This is a genomic window from Marinobacter maritimus (genome assembly GCF_007671675.1).
Classification (GTDB): domain Bacteria; phylum Pseudomonadota; class Gammaproteobacteria; order Pseudomonadales; family Oleiphilaceae; genus Marinobacter; species Marinobacter maritimus.
On record NZ_VCGW01000002.1, the window covers coordinates 132,739 to 149,994 of the forward strand.

Here is a 17,256-nt window from a genome sequence, read left to right on the forward strand (position 1 = left end):
ATGCTTTTGCAGGTAGTCCACTTCAGACCGGGTTACCGGGCTGTCGTCACCGTGGCGATTTTTCATATCGGGTTCCTCTTTCAGAGAGCGGTTAAATAATTAAGCTGCTGATTCAGATTGCTGGGTGGTGATTGGCTGCTGGCGACCCTGCAGGCCGGTATCCGTGCCTTTAAATCGGTTCATAAGCTCTTCTCGGCGAATCTGAAAGCCGTTGTCCATATGACGGCGAGGCCATGGCAGGCCTACTTCGAGCTCATCGACGATGCGCCCCGGATTCTGCGACATGATCAAAACGCGATCGGCCATGGCCACAGCCTCATCAATGTCGTGGGTAACAATGATCATGGTTATGCCGCGCTCCCGGCAGATTGCCGGAACTTCTTCCTGTAAGGCTGTGCGGGTAAAGGCGTCAAGTGCAGAGAATGGCTCATCAAGCAGGAGGATATCCGGATCGGTCGCCAGGGATCTCGCAAGCGCAACTCGCTGCTGCTGGCCGCCTGACAGACTTTGAACGTTGACATCCTTTTTATCGTGCAAACCAAGCATATCCAGCAGCGAGTTGACCTTCTCTACCGCCTCAGCCTTTTGCAGACCTGCAAACATGAGCCCGAGCGCCGCATTTTCCTTGACGCTCATCCAGGGGTAGAGGGAGGCTTTCTGAAACATCATGTTCCATTTGGCACTTGGCTTGCTGACCTGATGGGAGTTGATGCGAATACACCCTTGAGAGGGAATCAAAAGTCCTGCCATCATATGCAGCAGGGTAGATTTACCGCAGCCACTGCGGCCTATGAGGGCGACCAGTTCGCCCGGATCGATTCGGGTATCAATATCTTTCAACGTTGGTGCAGCTGAAGGTGAGAACTGATGGGTAACGTAGTCAATAGATAGTGATGCGCCCATGTCTTTGCTCCGGTTCATACGAATATTGGTATGGTTCGAAGCAGCATGTGTGCCACCAATGTTAAGTATTTAATAATCAGTAAGTTGAAGGATTCAAGCCAGGATTGTCATCGGTTTTCAGGGGTTGCCAATGTCGGACAATGGCAATTGTCACTCGCCATTGCCCGGCTCTGGTGCAGGTGCTTCCCAATCGTTTATGGGAAAGGTCAGAACGCAGCGCTGAGGGTTAGCCAGAGTTTGTTTGTGTCCACTTTGCCAGCCGCGCTGTCTCCGGCAGAGTACATTGCGTACTTGATGCCGGCCGTATAATGCCTGGCGAAACCGCGGGTGTAGCCCACACCCAGCTCGTCGCCCAGATCATCCACACCGGGGGTTGCTTCGTCCGCGCTGTAGTCATGGTATTCGATGACCCATTTACCACCTGCCAAGCCGCCAGCAACCGTGAGTGAAATATCTTCCAGACCATTCGCCGGTGTCGCCAGAAACTGGTCAGCCCAACCGTTGAATGCATGCAGGGTGGCGAGGGGAGTGGCAAACCCATAGTTACCGCCATCAGAACCGAGTAATTCATAAGCAAGGGTGATGGTGATGGCGTTAACGCCGAGACCTGCGTCAAGCCTGTAGTAATCGGCGTCAAACTCGCTGGCGCCCGCCTCGGCTTCCTGGGTGGCGTATTCGGCGGCGTAGATAAACTTCATCGAGTCCAGGTTGTAATCGCCTGCGTAACGCAAACCCATGGTGTCCAGGCCATTGTGCGTGCCGTTATCTACCTCTAACAGATACGCATAGGCCGTAAGTTTGCCAAAGCCAGTCTGGTATCCCAGGTTCAGCATGTGATCGTTTGCAGGCACGTCACCGGCTTCGGCGAAGATACGATTGCGTTGGTTAAGGAAGGCGTAGTCGAGGCTGAGCACCTTGCTTGGTGTATAGGTCAGACGCAGGGCATCGAAGGTCTGTCGATCCTGGCGCCAACCGACATGACCAACATGGCGTTGGTTGTCATACGTGATGACCTGGCGACCGGCACGCGCCCTGACGTTGTGGCCGCTGTATTGTAAGTAAGCCTGATCGACTTCTGTGGTTTCCGGGTCGGGGATGACCGAATAGCCGGTATTTTTACCCAGAGTGTTGTTGTAATCGTCCCTTCCCAGAACTGTGCGGGAATCCTCAAATTCCAGAACACCGGTAATACCCTTGTAGTTACCGGTCGTGTAACCCAAGCGGGTCCGGACAGTCAGTGCGTCAGCGTCCTTGAGCGCGTTGTCCTGGTCCACCGCCTCGTAGCGCAGGCGCAGGTTTCCTGAGACATCACCCTGAGCCAGAGCTTCGTAGAGCGTTTGCTCCTCTGCCAGCGCCGGTGTGCCGATAATCAGGGCGCCAAGCATACCGGCCGAATGCCGTATCGATCGTTCTTTCATGGTTAACTCCTTCGTTTCGATGAGAATTTTTTATTGAGCAGGCCGCTCCCGGTATCTTGCTCACGGAATTGGATGATTCAGCGATGAAGCGACCCTGGGCGTACCAACTCGCAGGACAATCGAAATGCTTGAGAGCAGTATGTGTGCCACCAAAAATAAAAATATATAAAGCAATCAGTTGAAGGTTTTTCGATGTGCTCTTCAGCGGTGTTCGAGAGTGGTCAATGTCGAACAATGGCAGGTGTTTTTCTGCCATTACCCTGCTCTGTTGGCGGGTGATGACAAAAGCGCATCACCTTTTCTTGATGAGTGTTATGTTATAACATAACCTAACCTAACCTAACCTAAGTAAGGCAACCTGCAGTGCTGAGTACCTAAGCAATAAAAATCCGGCTTTTGCCGTATCAGAAATGCAACGTAATAACATTAAATGGAGAATCTCATAGTGCCCGCAAACCAATTTTTTCTCTTCGCAGTACCGCCTCTGAAGACCTCGGTCCTGTTGGTCTCAACCATTCTCCTGGCAGCCTGCGGTGGCAGCAATTCCGACGACCCGCATACTGATACTGAGATCGATACTGCTGGCCGGCTCGCGTTGTTCGACGCGGGCGAGTCGGCGCTGAAGATCGTCGATCTTGATAGCGGGGAGCTGTTGTCGTCCATGGCTATGAGCGGTGAGGTTCCTGCGCTGTACGCCTCGCCCGGGAATCGCTACCTCGTTGCCGTCCAGAGAGGTAACGATCTGGTCTCCATCGTCGACAGTGGGCTCTATACCGAGGATCACGGCGATCACCTGCACGACTACGCAGAGACCCCGAGCCTGCTGTCGCTGACCTTGAACGATCACAAACCCACCCACTACACGGTGGGCGATTCTTACGGCGTTGTTTTCTTCGACGGCGGTGATGCCGCCAGCTCAAAGGTCACTGTCTTTTCGGATGAAACTCTCGGAAGCAGCAGCACCCTTGCCAGCCTGGACCTGGAAACCAACATGCATGGTGTTGCCAAGCTGGTTGATGGCCATTTGTTCGTGACTTACCGGGACAGTTCTATTACGGGAACGACACTGCCAACTATGGTTGAACGCTATCACCTGGATGGCGGCAGTTTCGAGTTCGAAGAGCGTTACACCGAGACCTGCCCGGCTCTCCATGGCGCTGCGGTGGGCGCACACAGCCTCGGGTTTGGTTGCAGTGACGGTGTGCTGGTTATCGACCTGCAAGAGCCGGGCTACCCGACTGCGAAACTGGCGAATCCTGCAAGCCTTGCTGAAGGTAAGCGCATCGGAACTCTGCTGGGTAATCATGATGTTGAAGAACTGGTTGGACTTGCCGGCGACCAGATGTTCGTGATCGATCCGGAATCTGAAACACAGGTCTATCTGGAGCTGGATCTTGGTGCCGGAGTCGGGCCGCTGGTTCAAGGTTTCTCTGCCCATGGTGAGGTGTTCTATGTACTGGGTGATGACGGTGGATTGCGGTTGTTTGTCCCGTCTGACGACTGGGTATTGATGGGCACATTCCCGGTGACGGATGCGCCGGGTGAGGGCGAAGCGCCGGCGGTTACTCTCTCGTCTGCTCAGGATCGTTTGTTTGTCCTGGAGGCCGGTGGTCAGGCAGTTATCGAGATTGATACGACCGATGGCGGGATTGTCCGGACCATCGACCTGGGCTTTAACGCCTCGGGCATTGCGTGGCTGGGTCTGGCAGGCGACGGCCATGACCACCACGACGAAGAACATTCTCACTAACCCATTCTTTCCCGCAGGGCAGGCCAGTGATTGATGGCTTGCCCTGCCTATTGATGCTGGAGCTTCTATGTTTAACCGTGTTGTACCTTTCGCCATGATGCCTTTGCTCGCGTTTGTGAACGGGGCCGTTGCAAACGAACTCAACCCCGACGTCAGCATTACGCTCGATGGATATTACAAACAGAACGACACCGCGTTATCTCACCGTGAGGAAGGCTTTGGCCTCGGGCATACGGAGCTGTCCCTGTCTGCCCCGATCGACGATATGTTCTCGGGCCGGTTGACGACCGTTTTCGAGGAGCATGATGGTGAGGGTGAAATACTGATTGAGGAAGCCTACCTGCAAACCAACGGCTTGCCTGCCGGGTTGAGTGTGCGGGGTGGTCGCTTTCTTTCCCAGGTGGGTTACCTGAATAGTCGGCACCTGCATGAAGATGATTTTGTGGAGCGTCCCGCCGTTTACCGTGCGCTTCTGGGAAGCCACTATTACGACACTGGCTTGCGTGTGAACGCCCTGCTGCCAACGCCGTTTTTCTGGCAGGTGGGTGCCGAAGCGTTCGAAGGCGATCAGCTGTCAGAGGGTGAAGAGAGTATTGGTGTCTATACGCTGAATACGCGTGTTGGCGGAGACTTGTCGGTCTCTCAGAGCTGGCAATTGGGGTTGTCCTACCTGAACAACCGCAATATCGGTGCTGGTGAAGCCGAAGAAGAGCACGACCATGAAGGTGATCATGACCACAGTCATGGCGCTTCTTACACCGGTGAGAACCTCTACGTTGCCGATGCAGTCTGGAAGTGGTCGCCGAATGGCAATGCCAGGGAGCAACAGGTCACGCTCAGCGGCGAATACCTCTACGCCGATGATCTGAATGAATATGCCACCTCCGACGACGACCACAAAGGCTGGTATGTTTCCGGCGTCTATCAGTTTGCACCACAGTGGTCGGCAGGTGTTCGCTATGGCGAAGTGGACCTTCGAGCACCCCATGGTGATCATTTTCACAGCCAGAGCCTGCAGGAAACAGATGTCATGCTGGCCTGGTCCCGATCGCATTTCTCCACGATCAGGCTGCAGTACACTCATCAGTCGGATACCGGGTTCAGCGAAGCAGATAACACCGTAATGGTGCAGTACGTGATGTCGCTCGGTGCCCACGGCGCCCACGGGTACTGATATGCGTTATACCCGATGGTTCTTTATCACTATTCTGTTTGGCCTTGTGTCCTTGCCTGCTCGCGCAGATTTTCAGGTATTTGCATGTGAGCCCGAGTGGGCAGCTCTGGTGCAGGAATTCGTGCCGGATGCCCAGGTTACAACGGCAACCAGCTATCTGCAGGACCCTCACTATATCGAGGCCAGGCCCAGCCTGATCGCAGCCATGCGCGGTGCCGATCTCGCTGTCTGCACAGGCGCTTCACTTGAGGCAGGGTGGTTGCCGACGCTTTTGCAGCGCGCTTCAAACCCTGCGGTCCAGCCCGGACGTTCCGGTCTGTTCTTTGCGGCGGAGTATGCCCAATTGCATGCGCCGCATGAGCATGTGGATCGCAGCATGGGTGATGTGCACCCGGAGGGAAACCCCCACGTGCACCTGTCGCCGGACCAGCTTCCGGCCATTGCGGATTCCCTCGCGCACCGCCTCGGACAGTTAAGACCGGAGGCCTCAGGCGATATTCTTGCACGGTACATAAGATGGCGCGGGCGCTGGAGTCAGCATCGTGCCGAGTGGCGACAGAAAGCGGAGGCCTTGCAGGGGCATACCATTGTCATCCAGCACACCAACTTCAGTTACCTGCTGGACTGGCTGGGTATGGACGCAAGGTTTGAACTGGAGCCCAAACCCGGACTGCCGCCCAGCGCCAGTCACCTGAGTCAGCTACTGACAGAGCCTGGCCTGATGCACGTGGATGCGATCCTGATCGCCAGTCACCAAGATCCGCAACCCGCAAACTGGCTGGCAAATCAGATACAAAAACCGGTTCTTGTGGTGCCGGGAACAGTGACCGACTCTGGTGAAACACAGACGCTCGCCGGACTGATTTCAATGATCGTGAACACACTCGAAGCAACTGTGCAGGAGGAACCTGGTGGCGGCCTATGAGTGGATGCTGTTGCCTGTATCAGGCAGTGTGCTGCTTTGTTTTCTGTTGGTGCCACTGGGGTATCAGGTGATTGCGCGGGGAGTAATTTTTGCCGATCTTGCAATCGCGCAGTGGGCATCGCTGGGGACTTTGGCGGGGACGGCAGGGACCTGTTTCGTGTTGAACCAGAACCTGGCGGGCGCGTCTGTCACCAGCCTGGTCTTTGCGCTGCTGGCGGCTGTGGCCGTACAGCTGATTCTCCGCCATCTTGGTGAGGCAAAAGAGGCCGGGATAGGCATCCTCTATGTGTTGGGCGCGAGCTTTGCTGTCCTGCTGGTCAGCAACGATCCCCATGGCGCCCAGTCATTGCAGCGAGCGGCTTCTGGCGATTTGTTGTGGGCAAGCCAAGAGCTGGTTATCGCAACGGCCGTCATGGCGTTCCTGGTCTGGCTTCTTGGCTATTGGTTTCCCGGCTGGATCTCTGGAGCGTTTTTCATTCCTGTTTTCGCCATCGCTGTAACATACGCTGTGTCTCTGGCGGGCATCTATGTGGTATTCGCAACACTCATTATTACGCCGCTCATCGTTGGATCGCTTCACGGTAAAAAGCCGCTTACGGCTTCGATTTGTGCGATCATCGGCCATCTCCTGGCGATTGCCTGTTCGGTGATCCGGGATGTGCCGGTGGGGCCGGCAATTGTTGTGGCCACTCTTTTCACTGCATGCGTGTGGCCAATCGTTGTGGGCCAGAGGCGCTTTAATAAGCCAAAAACTGATTAGAACTGTTGCCCGACGCTCAACCTGGAAAAGTGATTTTATTATGAAAATCAAATCGTTGGAAACCTTTTTCTGGATTGCCAAACTCGGCAGTTTTCGAGCGGCAGCAAAAAAACTCTACGCATCACAACCGACGATTTCTGCCCGAATCTCCGGCCTCGAAGATGAGCTCGGCATAGAGCTCTTTGATCGTTCCGGCCGGAATGCCGTTCTCACCGCTGAAGGTCGGCAGGTACTGTCCTACGCCGAAAAAATTCTCCAGCTCCATGCTGAATTACTTGAAAGCGTTGCCAGCCCGGATGCCATTCAGGGTACTATACGTCTGGGTGTTGCAGAAACTGTTGCTTACACCTGGCTGCCGGAGTTGATAGAAAGCATCAGTGAAACCTACCCGGCGATAAACCTGGAGCTGGATGTTGATATCTCGGTCAATCTTTCAGAAAAACTGCTGAAACGAGAGATTGATATTGCGTTCCTTATCGGTGAAGTGAAGCAGGAGGGCTTTTTCAATATGCCTTTCTATAGCTATCCCCTGATCTGGGTTGTCAGCCCCAAACTGGCGCTTCCTCCCGAGCCCATAAGCCTCTCCGAACTGGCAAAAATTCCGATTATTACCTATCCGAGAATGAGCGAGCCTCACGTCAATATTCGCTCACTGATCAATAAAATGAGCAACTCCACCCAGATTCATTCCAGCTCTTCGCTATCCACCATCATCCGCATGGCGTTAGACGGCATCGGCGTGAGCGCCTTGCCGAAGGAAATCATCAAAAACGAACTCGCAACAGGGCAGCTCCGTGAGTTCGCGGTGGAGGCGAGTATTCCCGATCTCGTTTTCAATGTTGCGTATTGCTCGGCACCGGGTGCAAATGTTGTGCGGGCCGTGGTGGATCTTTCCCTCAAGATCGTTGGCTCTAAGCCCTTCTAAAATTTACATTAAGTCTGACTGATCAGCTTTTGCTATCGAAGTCGATTCTAAAATTCGATTTGTGCTAATCATTGAACCTGCGCTAGCTTTAATAAAAATCACAAAAAGGCAGGATTATGGTTGCGATGGATCACCCTCGGCGCTTTCTTACGCCGGCCGACGTCAGGCAGACAGCCCGTAACGGTTCGCTGGTCGGCTCGACTGCCGGCATGGCCAACGGTTTTGTTCAGGTCAATCTGGTCATATTGCCGGAAGAGCAAGCCAATGGTTTTCTGCGCTTCTGCCAGGCAAACCCGAAGCCCTGTCCGGTGCTGGCAGTCAGTGAACCGGGCGCAAGGCAGTGCGACGTGCTGGGCGAGGATCTGGATATTGCCCGGGATGTGCCTTCCTACCGCGTATACCGCAATGGCAAATTCGACGGCACGCTGAACGACGTTTCAGAGGTGTGGCGCGATGACCTGGTGACCTTTGCCATTGGCTGCTCATTCAGCTTTGAGAATGCTCTGCTGCAAAATGGCGTGCCGGTTCGGCACATTGAGGAAGGGCGCAACGTGCCCATGTACAAGACTTCGATTCCCTTGCGCCCGGCGGGAGGATTCAGCGGGAACATGGTTGTGTCCATGCGTCCCTTCCGTGCCGCGGCCGCTATCCGCGCGGTTCAGATCACCACGCGTTTTCCCCAGACCCATGGCGCACCTGTGCACCTTGGCGACCCTTCATTGATCGGAATAGAGAATCTTGGTTCACCTGATTACGGAGATGCGGTCTCTGTAGCAGGAGATGAGATACCGGTTTTCTGGGCCTGCGGGGTTACACCACAGCAGGTTCTCATGGATTCGGGGATCGAATTTGCGATTACACACACACCGGGCCACATGTTGGTCACGGACATTCCTGAAAGCCAGGTGGCTTTGCTTTAACGCTGTCCTGCCACCGTTGTAACACCAAAATAAATAGAAGAGGAAGAAGGCAATGACGACAAGAAAATATCTCGTATCCGCAGTGACCGCTGTAATGCTTGCTGCCACCGCTCAGGCGTCGGCTCAGGAGCTTGATAACACCAGTATTTCCTATGTTGGAAGCTGGAGCAGCCTGTCTCTGTACAAAAACTTTGAAAAGCCCTTCTGGCAGGAGCATGTACCTGAAGCTTCTGACGGACGTATCTCGACCGAGGTGACCACCTTTGACCAGATGGGTCTTGGCGGAGGTGAGGTATACCGTTTAATGGCGCGCAACGTCATTGATGTTACCTCTACTGTGGCGGACTACGCGGTAGAAGACGCCCCTGAGCTTGAAGGGCTGGATATGCCAATGATGGCTCCGGACGTGGAGACTGCACGGAAGATCGCGAACGCGTATCGGCCTGTGCTCGCCGATGCGTTTGTTGAGCGCTTCGACAACGCCAAACTGCTTGCCATAGCGCCATACCCCTCGCAGGTAGTGTTCTGCAACACAGAAATCAAAGGGCTCTCGGACCTGAAAGGCAAAAAAATTCGTGCCAGCGGACGCACCACGGCCGAGTTTGTGCAAGCCCTGGGTGCTGAAGGCATAACACTGAATTTCAGTGAGGTACCGGGTGCCTTGCAGCGCGGTGTTATCGACTGTGCGGTCACCGGGTCGCTCTCAGGCTACAGCTCTGGCTGGCATGAGGTGTCGACGCACCTCTATCCGTTGCCAGTAGGCGGTTGGGATTATGTGCTCACGGCAATGAATGGCAAGAAGTGGGCTTCGCTGTCGGCAGACACCCAGAAGTGGCTGCAGAACGAAATTCAGGCTAACTATGAAGATCTCGTGTGGGAGTCTGCCGTTGAGGAAACTCGAGAAGGTATCGCCTGCTTGACCGGCAACGACGAGTGCGTGCGCGGTGAACCCGGGGATATGGTTCTGGTTGAAGCAACGGACGCCGACTTCACAGAAGTTTCACGTCATTTGCAGGCAACACTGCTGCCCAACTGGGCTGATCGCGTTGATCAGAAGTGGGTTGATCGCTGGAACGAGACCATCGGCAAGGTAACGGGTCTTAAAGCGGCCAAGTAATGCGTTGGTCAGTTAAAAGAACGAGGGCTGTTTCAGACAGCCCTCGTTCGCCCTGGAGAATCCTATGTTACAACAGATCAATAACGGGCTGGACCGACTGCTTGTCGGTGTAGATATCGGATCATTGTGGATGGCCCGGGCGGCGGGGCTTCTTATTCTGTTGACCGTCGGTCTGGTCACAACCGAGGTCCTTTCGCGCCAGATTTTTGGTCGATCGAGTGTTCACGCCACTGAGCTGACGGGTTACATCATGGCCATCAGCTCAAGTTGGGCTTTTGCCTACACCCTTATGCGCAAAGCTCATATTCGTATCGATGCTTTGTATCTGACGCTGCCGACCAGTGTACGCAGTGTGCTTGATCTGATCGCCATGCTGTCCCTTGCGCTGTTCTGTGTGCTGGTTGTGGGCGCCGCGTTTGAGGTTGCCCATCACTCCTACTCCGGCGGTTCCCGGGCAAACACCCCGCTTGGTACGCCCATCTGGATACCGCAGCTGCTTTGGCTGATTGGCCTTGTCTGGTTCAGTATTGCGGTCGTCTTGCTATCTCTTCGCGTGCTGTTCGGTTTATTGAGCGGCAACATCGAGGATGTGCAAAGAGTGGCCGGCAGCCCAACGCTTGATGAGCAAATTGCCGACGAGAACCGAGAGGCTGCCCAATGATCCTTACTTCGCTGATTGTTTTGCTGGTGCTGCTTATTCTCAGTGTTCCGGTGGCAGCCACACTGATTGTGTTGGCGCTGTTTCTTGATGAGTTCTTTTCTCCCTTCCCGCTGATTAACGCGATGGGAGATGTGTTGTGGTCGGCGTCAGACAGTTTTCTGCTGATCGCCATACCGCTGTTTATATTGCTGGGTGAGATTCTGGTTCGAACGGGGATTGCCAAGAGCACCTATCGAGCGCTTGAAAGCTGGCTTTCCTGGCTGCCCGGCGGGCTGCTTCACGCCAATATCGCTACCGCCACGCTGTTTTCCGCAACGTCCGGCTCCAGTGTTGCGACGGCTGCGACAATCGGTACCGTTGCCATTCCCCAAGGCAAGGCAATGAACTACGATCCGAAGCTGTTTACCGGCTCGATTGCTGCCGGCGGCACGCTGGGAATCATGATTCCGCCGTCGATCAACCTGATCGTTTATGGTTTTCTGACGGAAACCTCCATTCCAAAGTTGTTTGCAGCCGGGCTGGTGCCAGGCTTGCTGCTGGCCTTCCTGTTTGTTCTGGGCACCGCCCTGATCTGCCTGTGGCGGCCATCGCTTGGCGGGCCGAGCACTCACCATACCTGGCGCGCGCGTTTTTCAGGGCTGACCAGCCTGGTTCCGGTATTGGCCCTGTTCGGTATTGTGGTCGGGTCGATTTACGCTGGTTGGGCAACGCCCACGGAAGCGGCCTCACTGGGCGTCATTGGTGCGCTCCTGATTGCATTGTTCATGGGCAAACTGAGCACCAGCGTTGTAATGGAGGCGCTTGAAGGCACCATGCGCACAACCGGTATGATCGTGCTCATCATCATCGCCTCGTACTTTCTCAACTTTGTGTTGGCTTCGACAGGCATTACCCGTGAGCTGAGTTCGTTTCTGGATTCGGCCGGTCTTGGGCCCTATATGACCCTTCTGCTCATCATTGGCTTGTACATTGTTCTGGGCTTTTTCATTGAAACGCTGTCGCTGATGGTGATCACCATTCCGATCGTTGCCCCCATCATTATTGCATTGGGTTTTGATCCGATCTGGTTCGGTATACTGCTGATTTTATTGATCGAAATGGCTCTGATCACCCCACCTGTAGGGTTGAACCTGTATGTGGTGCAGAGTGTTCGCAAAGGGGGTTCGTTCAACGATGTGATGATCGGTGCTCTGCCCTACGTCGGGTTCATGATGGTTATGGTTGTTCTGCTCGTGCTGTTCCCGGCTCTGGCGTTGTATTTGCCCGGAGTACTGAACTGATTATTCACCCTTAAATAGACATAACGGGATTTGGTCATGACAATATTTCGTTTGGCAGATACCAACGACACCCTTGAGATTGATGTGCAGGAGCTCATTATTGCCGGATGGGCAGGCCGTGAGCAGGCAGGCATTGATGAGCATATCGAAGAGCTTAAGGCGATTGGTGTTACGCCGCCTTCAAGCACGCCTTTGTTCTACCGTGTATCGGCGGACCAACTGACAACGGCTGAAACCGTGCAGGTATTGGGCGGTGAATCCAGCGGTGAAGTAGAAGTTGTTCTGATTGGCACCGAGCAGGGCACCTACGTAGGCATTGGCTCGGATCATACCGATCGGGAAGCCGAGGCCTGGTCTGTGGCGCATTCCAAGCAGGTGTGTGCCAAGCCTGTGGGCCAGCAGCTGTGGACGTTGGAAAGTGTTATTGATCACTGGGATGAGCTGAAAATATCGTCTTACGCAACGTTTGAGGGTGAAGAGGTGCTTTACCAGCAGGGCGGTGTTACGGGCCTGTTGCACCCGAAGGACCTGTTGCAGCGGTTTGGCCTGGATGCGCCGCAGCTCGCGCCTGGCCAGGCCATGCTGTGTGGTACTCTGCCGGTTGTTGGTGGCGTGCGCCCTTCTGAAGCTTTCCGCATGGTTCTTGAGGACCCGTTAACGGGCCGGAAACTCGAGCATTTTTATCATATAAAGACGTTATCGGTGGTGAAATGAAGGAACAGTCTGGTCTGGCTCCTGTGGATCTGTCAGAGGCGACCTTAGCGTCGCTGCTTGACGGGATACATCAGAACAAGTGGCATGCGAGCCAGTTGCTGGAAGCTTGTCTGGACAACATTGATCGGCACGATGATCCCGCCAATCAGGTTTATACGGCCCGCTTTGACCGCACAGCAAGAGCCGAAGCCGCCGCGATTGACGCCCTTCAAAAGGGCGGCGTTCCTCTGGGTGAGCTTGCCGGCCTGCCGATAGCGCTCAAGGTTCTGTTTGATGTGGCCGGTGAGGTGACTCACTCGGGGTCCAAGTGGTGGAAACAGCCGGCACAGAGTGATGCCCTGGTGGTTTCCCGTCTACGCCGGGCAGGCGCCGTTATTACCGGGCACACCAACATGACCGAGTTTGCCTATTCCGGGCTGGGGCTCAATCCGCACTATGGCTCGCCGGCGAACCCGCTGGCGCCGGGGCGGATATCTGGCGGGTCTTCGTCCGGTGCTGCGTCAGCTGTGGCTCACGGAATGGCGGTTGCCGCTATTGGCAGTGATACCGGGGGTTCGGTGCGTATTCCTGCTGCATTCTGTGGCCTGGTCGGGTTCAAACCTTCCCAGCAACGAATCCCCCGCGAGGGTTCCTTCCCGCTATCCGACAGTCTCGATTCCATAGGTCCGATCGCCCGCAGCGTTGAGTGCTGCGCGCGCATTGACGCAGTGCTTGCGGGCTATCGCTGGCAGCCGGGCGCGCCGGTTGATCTGCGCGGGCGTCGTTTTGTGGTGCCGACCAATCACATGATGAATGACCTGTCTCCCGGGGTGGCTGAGGCGTTTGCCCGCAGCCTTCGTACGCTGAGAGATTGCGGGGCCCATATTGAAGAGGCACATGCACCGGTACTGGATGCACTGCATGAACTGCTCGAGGGCGGAGGGTTCACTGCGGCAGAAAGCTACCACATTCACCGCGAGTGGCTGCAGCAGCACGGCGATGAATACGACCCCCGAGTACGCACACGCATGGAAAGAGGCGCAGGCATCAGTGCAGCGGATTACCTGGAATTGCTACACCGCCGGGCAGAACGAAAAAAACAGGCGGATGAATGGCTTGCCTCCTATGACGGGCTTCTTGCACCAACCGTTCCGATTGAGCCGCCACTGCTGGCGGATCTTGAGAGTGATGAAGACTATGCGCGCCTGAATCTGCTGATTCTGCGCAACCCAACCGTTGCGAACCTGTTGGATCTGAGCGCGATCACGCTACCCAACCATCGCCCAGGTGATTTGCCAAGCGGGCTTATGCTGGTCGGCCGTAATGGCTCGGATGGTTCCGTGCTTGGAATCGCGCAAGCAATGGAAAAGGTACATCAGCCTTGAGCCATAAGCCGGCGCTGCGTAATCCGAGGCTCGAATCCGCAGGGTTGGATAGCTGGATCGTGAGGCTGTTCGAGGATATCGACGAGCACAATCTGCTTTGGTTATCCGCGCTATCGCGCCGATGTGAGCAGGCGTTTGGTGATGCGCTGATTGATCTGGTGCCCTCCTATACCACGCTTCTGGTTGTTTTTGATCCGCTGAGGGTATCGCCTTCTGACGCCCGCACGTTGATTAGCCGGATACTCGTTGATCTGGAACCCGATGACAGCGCCCATGCGGGAGAGATACACGAGCTTCAAACCTGGTACGACACCAGCGTGGGCCCGGAGCTGTCGCGGGTGGCCAAGCACGCCGGCATGGCGGTCAGTGACGTGATTGACGCTCACAGCCAGCAGGTATACAGAGTGTTTGCCTTGGGGTTTGCTCCCGGCTTTGCTTTTATGGGGCTAACCGATCCCCGCCTTGAGTGTGGCCGGCTTGATACACCCCGTCGGCGTGTGCCACCGGGGAGCGTGGCCATGGCGGGCCGTCAGACAGCCGCATACCCAGCGGGAACGCCCGGTGGCTGGAACCTGCTGGGGCGTACCAACGCCAGGCTGTTTGACCGGGCACGTGAGGGTTTCAGCCTTTTGCGCGTGGGCGATCAGGTGCGTTTTGTACCCGTGAGCCGTGAGGAATTTGAACGTGAGGGCGGGGATACCACGCCCATGGAGCCGTTGGCATGAGACAACAAGCTAACGCCGAGCCCTGCATCAAAGTATTGCGTGCCGGCCCTCTTGCTTTGCTGCAAGACAGCGGAAGATTTGGCGTTCGCCATCTCGGCGTCACCCAGGGTGGCCCGGCGGATCTGTATTCCTGGGCCTGGGCCAACCTGCTTACCGGCAACCCCTGGGGCACGGCCAACCTGGAGATTACCTTCGGTGGCCTGCAGCTGGTTGCCGGTAGGGATCTGGACATTGCCATTACCGGTGCAGACCTGGGCGCAACTCTGGAGCAAAAGCCGGTTCCGCTGTGGCAACGGATAACCTGGAAAGAAGGAGAGACCCTGGCTTTTGCCAAGCCGGCAAGTGGGCTTCGGGCTTATCTCGCCGTTTGTGGCGGGTTTGTGGCAGAGCCTGTATTGGGCGGTGTTGCCTGCGTAACCCGGGAAGAGCTGGGTGGCTTCTGCGGCATGGGTGCCAAACTGGCAGCGGGTGATCATCTGTCTGTTCACGCCACGGAGCTGCATGCTGGCGAAGGCCTCAAACAGGCTCCGCGGGAGGCCATACCGGATTTCAGCCAGCCGGCGGTGCTGGACCTCTTGCCGGGCGCGCAAATTGCGCACTTCGCGGGCCGCAGTTTGTTCGACGCGTTCAACACCTGGTGGCAGGTTGATGACCGCGCGGATCGCATGGGCGTTCGCCTTATCGGCCCCAGGCTCAACTGCAAGATCAGCACACTGGTTTCAGAGGGTATTAACCTCGGTGGCGTGCAGGTACCGCCCGATGGTCAGCCGATTGTTCTGCTCAATGATCGCCAGACCATTGGCGGCTATCCCCGGCTTGGCTCCCTTTCACCTTTATCGGCGTCACGGCTCGCTCAGTGTTTACCGAGAGAACGCGTAAAACTGACGGCGAAAGGCAGTGGCGCTGTACTTGAAGAGTACCGGTCTTTCCGGGCTCTTTTTAACGCGAACTCCCGTTAGCGAGCGAATATAACCCTGGAACTGGCGGTACTAAAGAACGGGGCTATCCTGTATCTTTGTCGCATTTATCGGCACAGAAATATCAAGGAAGATACAGACGTGCTGCCACATACTGTTTTCGCCCGCTAACCCAGAAGAAACCCGCAATGCCCACGACCATGTTTTCTGCCTTTACCAGTAATTTCCTTGGCAAGGCTCCCGTCTGGTACAAGCAGATTATCGTGTTGTTCCTGATTACCAATCCGATTGTGATGTTTCTGCTGGGGCCGGTTGCCGCAGGTTGGCTTCTGATCGCCGAATTCATTTTTACTCTGGCGATGGCGCTAAAGTGCTATCCATTGCTGCCCGGTGGCTTGCTGGCAATAGAGGCGTTGCTGATCGGCTTGACCACAGCGGATGCCGTGTATCTGGAAGTGCTGACCAATTTCCCGGTTATCCTGCTGCTGATGTTCATGGTGGCGGGCATCTATTTCATGCAGGATCTGCTGCTGGTGGCCTTTACCCAGATCCTGGTTGGCGTGCGCTCCAAATCAGCCCTTTCCCTCCTGTTCTGCGCGGCTGCCGCGGTGCTTTCAGCGTTTCTTGACGCGCTGACGGTAACCGCTGTAATCATCAGCGTTGCCGTGGGCTTTTTCTCCGTCTATCACAAAGTGGCATCGGGTAAGGGATATCAGAGCAGCGATCACAACGCGGACAGTGACGACGACGTCGTTGAACTGCACCGCGACGATCTGGAAAACTTCCGGGCGTTTCTGCGCAGCCTGCTGATGCACGGTGCCATTGGCACCGCCCTCGGCGGCGTGGCCACCATGGTGGGTGAGCCTCAGAACCTGCTGATCGCCAAGGTTGTGGACTGGAATTTTATCGAGTTCTTCCTGCACATGGCGCCGGTAAGCCTGCCCGTGCTGGCGGCCGGGCTTTTAACTTGCTGGGTGCTGGAAAAAATGCGCTGGTTTGGCTACGGCGGACGGCTCCCGAAGCCGGTTCGGCGGGTGCTGGAAGAGTTTGCTGAGAACGAGCGTGCCAAACGCACCAAGGCAGACGAAGCCGCGCTTTGGGTGCAGGCGTTTGCGGCGGTCATACTGGTGGTCGGCCTGGCTCTGCACTTGGCCGAAGTGGGCCTGATCGGCCTGTTGGTCATTATCCTGATCACGTCGTTTACCGGTGTTACCGGCGAACACCAGATAGGTAAAGCCTTTCAGGAATCGCTGCCATTTACGTCCCTGTTGGTGGTGTTTTTTGCGGTGGTGGCGGTGATTCATGAGCAACACCTGTTCAAGCCGGTTATCGACTACGTACTGTCGCTTCCGGAAAGCCAGCAACCGGGCATGTTTTTTATTGCCAATGGACTGCTCTCAATGATCAGCGACAACGTATTTGTCGCTACGGTCTACATCAGCGAGGTCAAACAGGCCTTGGACGCCGGCAGTATCAGTTATGAGCACTTTCAGGACCTGGCAGTTGCCATCAATACTGGCACCAACCTGCCCAGCGTTGCGACGCCCAATGGGCAAGCCGCGTTTCTGTTCCTGCTGACATCCGCTATTGCACCGCTGGTGCGGCTCTCGTACGGGCGAATGGTGGTGATGGCGTTCCCGTACACTCTGGTGATGGGCGGCGTTGGCTTGTATATGGTTACCTTTCACATCTGATGGTTTTTG

16 protein-coding genes are annotated in these 17,256 nt (G+C 55.7%); 14 read left to right on the forward strand and 2 right to left on the reverse strand.

Going from position 1 to position 17,256, the window contains the following annotated elements; genetic code table 11:
• Positions 1–99: 99 nt before the first annotated feature.
• Together FFI90_RS07655 and FFI90_RS07660 are read right to left on the reverse strand one after the other, a co-directional pair.
• Entirely contained in the window at positions 100–903 is an 804-nt protein-coding gene (locus FFI90_RS07655) for an ABC transporter ATP-binding protein (protein ID WP_144777356.1), read from the reverse strand.
• Between the two features lie 206 nt (positions 904–1,109).
• Positions 1,110–2,321 (reverse strand): alginate export family protein, encoded by a 1,212-nt coding sequence (locus FFI90_RS07660; RefSeq protein WP_144777357.1) that lies wholly within the window; start codon positions 2,319–2,321, stop codon positions 1,110–1,112.
• Positions 2,322–2,766: 445 nt separating this feature from the next.
• Here FFI90_RS07660 and FFI90_RS07665 point away from each other — a divergent pair, with 445 nt between their 5' ends.
• The 14 genes from FFI90_RS07665 to nhaB all read left to right on the forward strand — a co-directional run bounded on the left by FFI90_RS07665 (position 2,767) and on the right by nhaB (position 17,247).
• Positions 2,767–4,071 carry a YncE family protein gene (locus FFI90_RS07665; protein WP_246123428.1) on the forward strand — a complete coding sequence of 435 codons (1,305 nt, stop codon included), beginning with the start codon at positions 2,767–2,769 and terminating at the stop codon, positions 4,069–4,071.
• 67 nt (positions 4,072–4,138) lie between these two features.
• The gene (locus tag FFI90_RS07670; RefSeq protein ID WP_144777359.1) at positions 4,139–5,245 is read left to right on the forward strand and encodes a hypothetical protein; all 1,107 of its coding nucleotides are present in this window, start codon (positions 4,139–4,141) and stop codon (positions 5,243–5,245) included.
• A gap of 1 nt (position 5,246) precedes the next feature.
• Positions 5,247–6,170, forward strand: coding sequence for a metal ABC transporter substrate-binding protein (locus FFI90_RS07675; RefSeq protein ID WP_144777360.1), 924 nt, complete (start codon positions 5,247–5,249; stop codon positions 6,168–6,170).
• A complete protein-coding gene (locus FFI90_RS07680; protein WP_144777361.1) occupies positions 6,157–6,930 on the forward strand; it encodes a metal ABC transporter permease in 774 nt (257 codons plus the stop codon). Before FFI90_RS07675 ends, FFI90_RS07680 begins: the two co-directional genes overlap by 14 nt.
• Before the next feature lie 40 nt (positions 6,931–6,970).
• Positions 6,971–7,855, forward strand: coding sequence for a LysR family transcriptional regulator (locus FFI90_RS07685; protein ID WP_144777362.1), 885 nt, complete (start codon positions 6,971–6,973; stop codon positions 7,853–7,855).
• Positions 7,856–7,980: 125 nt separating this feature from the next.
• Positions 7,981–8,775, forward strand: coding sequence for a putative hydro-lyase (locus tag FFI90_RS07690; protein WP_144777363.1), 795 nt, complete (start codon positions 7,981–7,983; stop codon positions 8,773–8,775).
• Positions 8,776–8,827: 52 nt separating this feature from the next.
• Positions 8,828–9,892, forward strand: coding sequence for a TRAP transporter substrate-binding protein (locus FFI90_RS07695; RefSeq protein ID WP_144777364.1), 1,065 nt, complete (start codon positions 8,828–8,830; stop codon positions 9,890–9,892).
• A 64-nt stretch (positions 9,893–9,956) separates the two neighbouring features.
• Positions 9,957–10,553: a TRAP transporter small permease subunit gene (locus FFI90_RS07700; protein ID WP_144777365.1), complete on the forward strand. Its 597-nt coding sequence runs from the start codon at positions 9,957–9,959 to the stop codon at positions 10,551–10,553.
• A complete protein-coding gene (locus tag FFI90_RS07705) occupies positions 10,550–11,833 on the forward strand; it encodes a TRAP transporter large permease (protein WP_144777366.1) in 1,284 nt (427 codons plus the stop codon). The genes FFI90_RS07700 and FFI90_RS07705 overlap by 4 nt, the downstream gene beginning before the upstream one ends.
• 36 nt (positions 11,834–11,869) lie before the next feature.
• The gene (locus tag FFI90_RS07710) at positions 11,870–12,547 is read left to right on the forward strand and encodes a DUF2848 domain-containing protein (RefSeq protein ID WP_144777367.1); all 678 of its coding nucleotides are present in this window, start codon (positions 11,870–11,872) and stop codon (positions 12,545–12,547) included.
• A complete protein-coding gene (locus FFI90_RS07715; protein ID WP_144777368.1) occupies positions 12,544–13,911 on the forward strand; it encodes an amidase in 1,368 nt (455 codons plus the stop codon). The genes FFI90_RS07710 and FFI90_RS07715 overlap by 4 nt, the downstream gene beginning before the upstream one ends.
• On the forward strand, positions 13,908–14,636 hold the full coding sequence (locus FFI90_RS07720) for a 5-oxoprolinase subunit B family protein (RefSeq protein ID WP_246123430.1): 729 nt from the start codon (positions 13,908–13,910) through the stop codon (positions 14,634–14,636). Before FFI90_RS07715 ends, FFI90_RS07720 begins: the two co-directional genes overlap by 4 nt.
• Positions 14,633–15,595: a 5-oxoprolinase subunit C family protein gene (locus FFI90_RS07725; RefSeq protein ID WP_144777369.1), complete on the forward strand. Its 963-nt coding sequence runs from the start codon at positions 14,633–14,635 to the stop codon at positions 15,593–15,595. Before FFI90_RS07720 ends, FFI90_RS07725 begins: the two co-directional genes overlap by 4 nt.
• A 146-nt stretch (positions 15,596–15,741) precedes the next feature.
• A complete protein-coding gene (gene nhaB, locus FFI90_RS07730) occupies positions 15,742–17,247 on the forward strand; it encodes a sodium/proton antiporter NhaB (RefSeq protein WP_144777370.1) in 1,506 nt (501 codons plus the stop codon).
• The last annotated feature ends 9 nt before the right edge of the window (positions 17,248–17,256 follow it).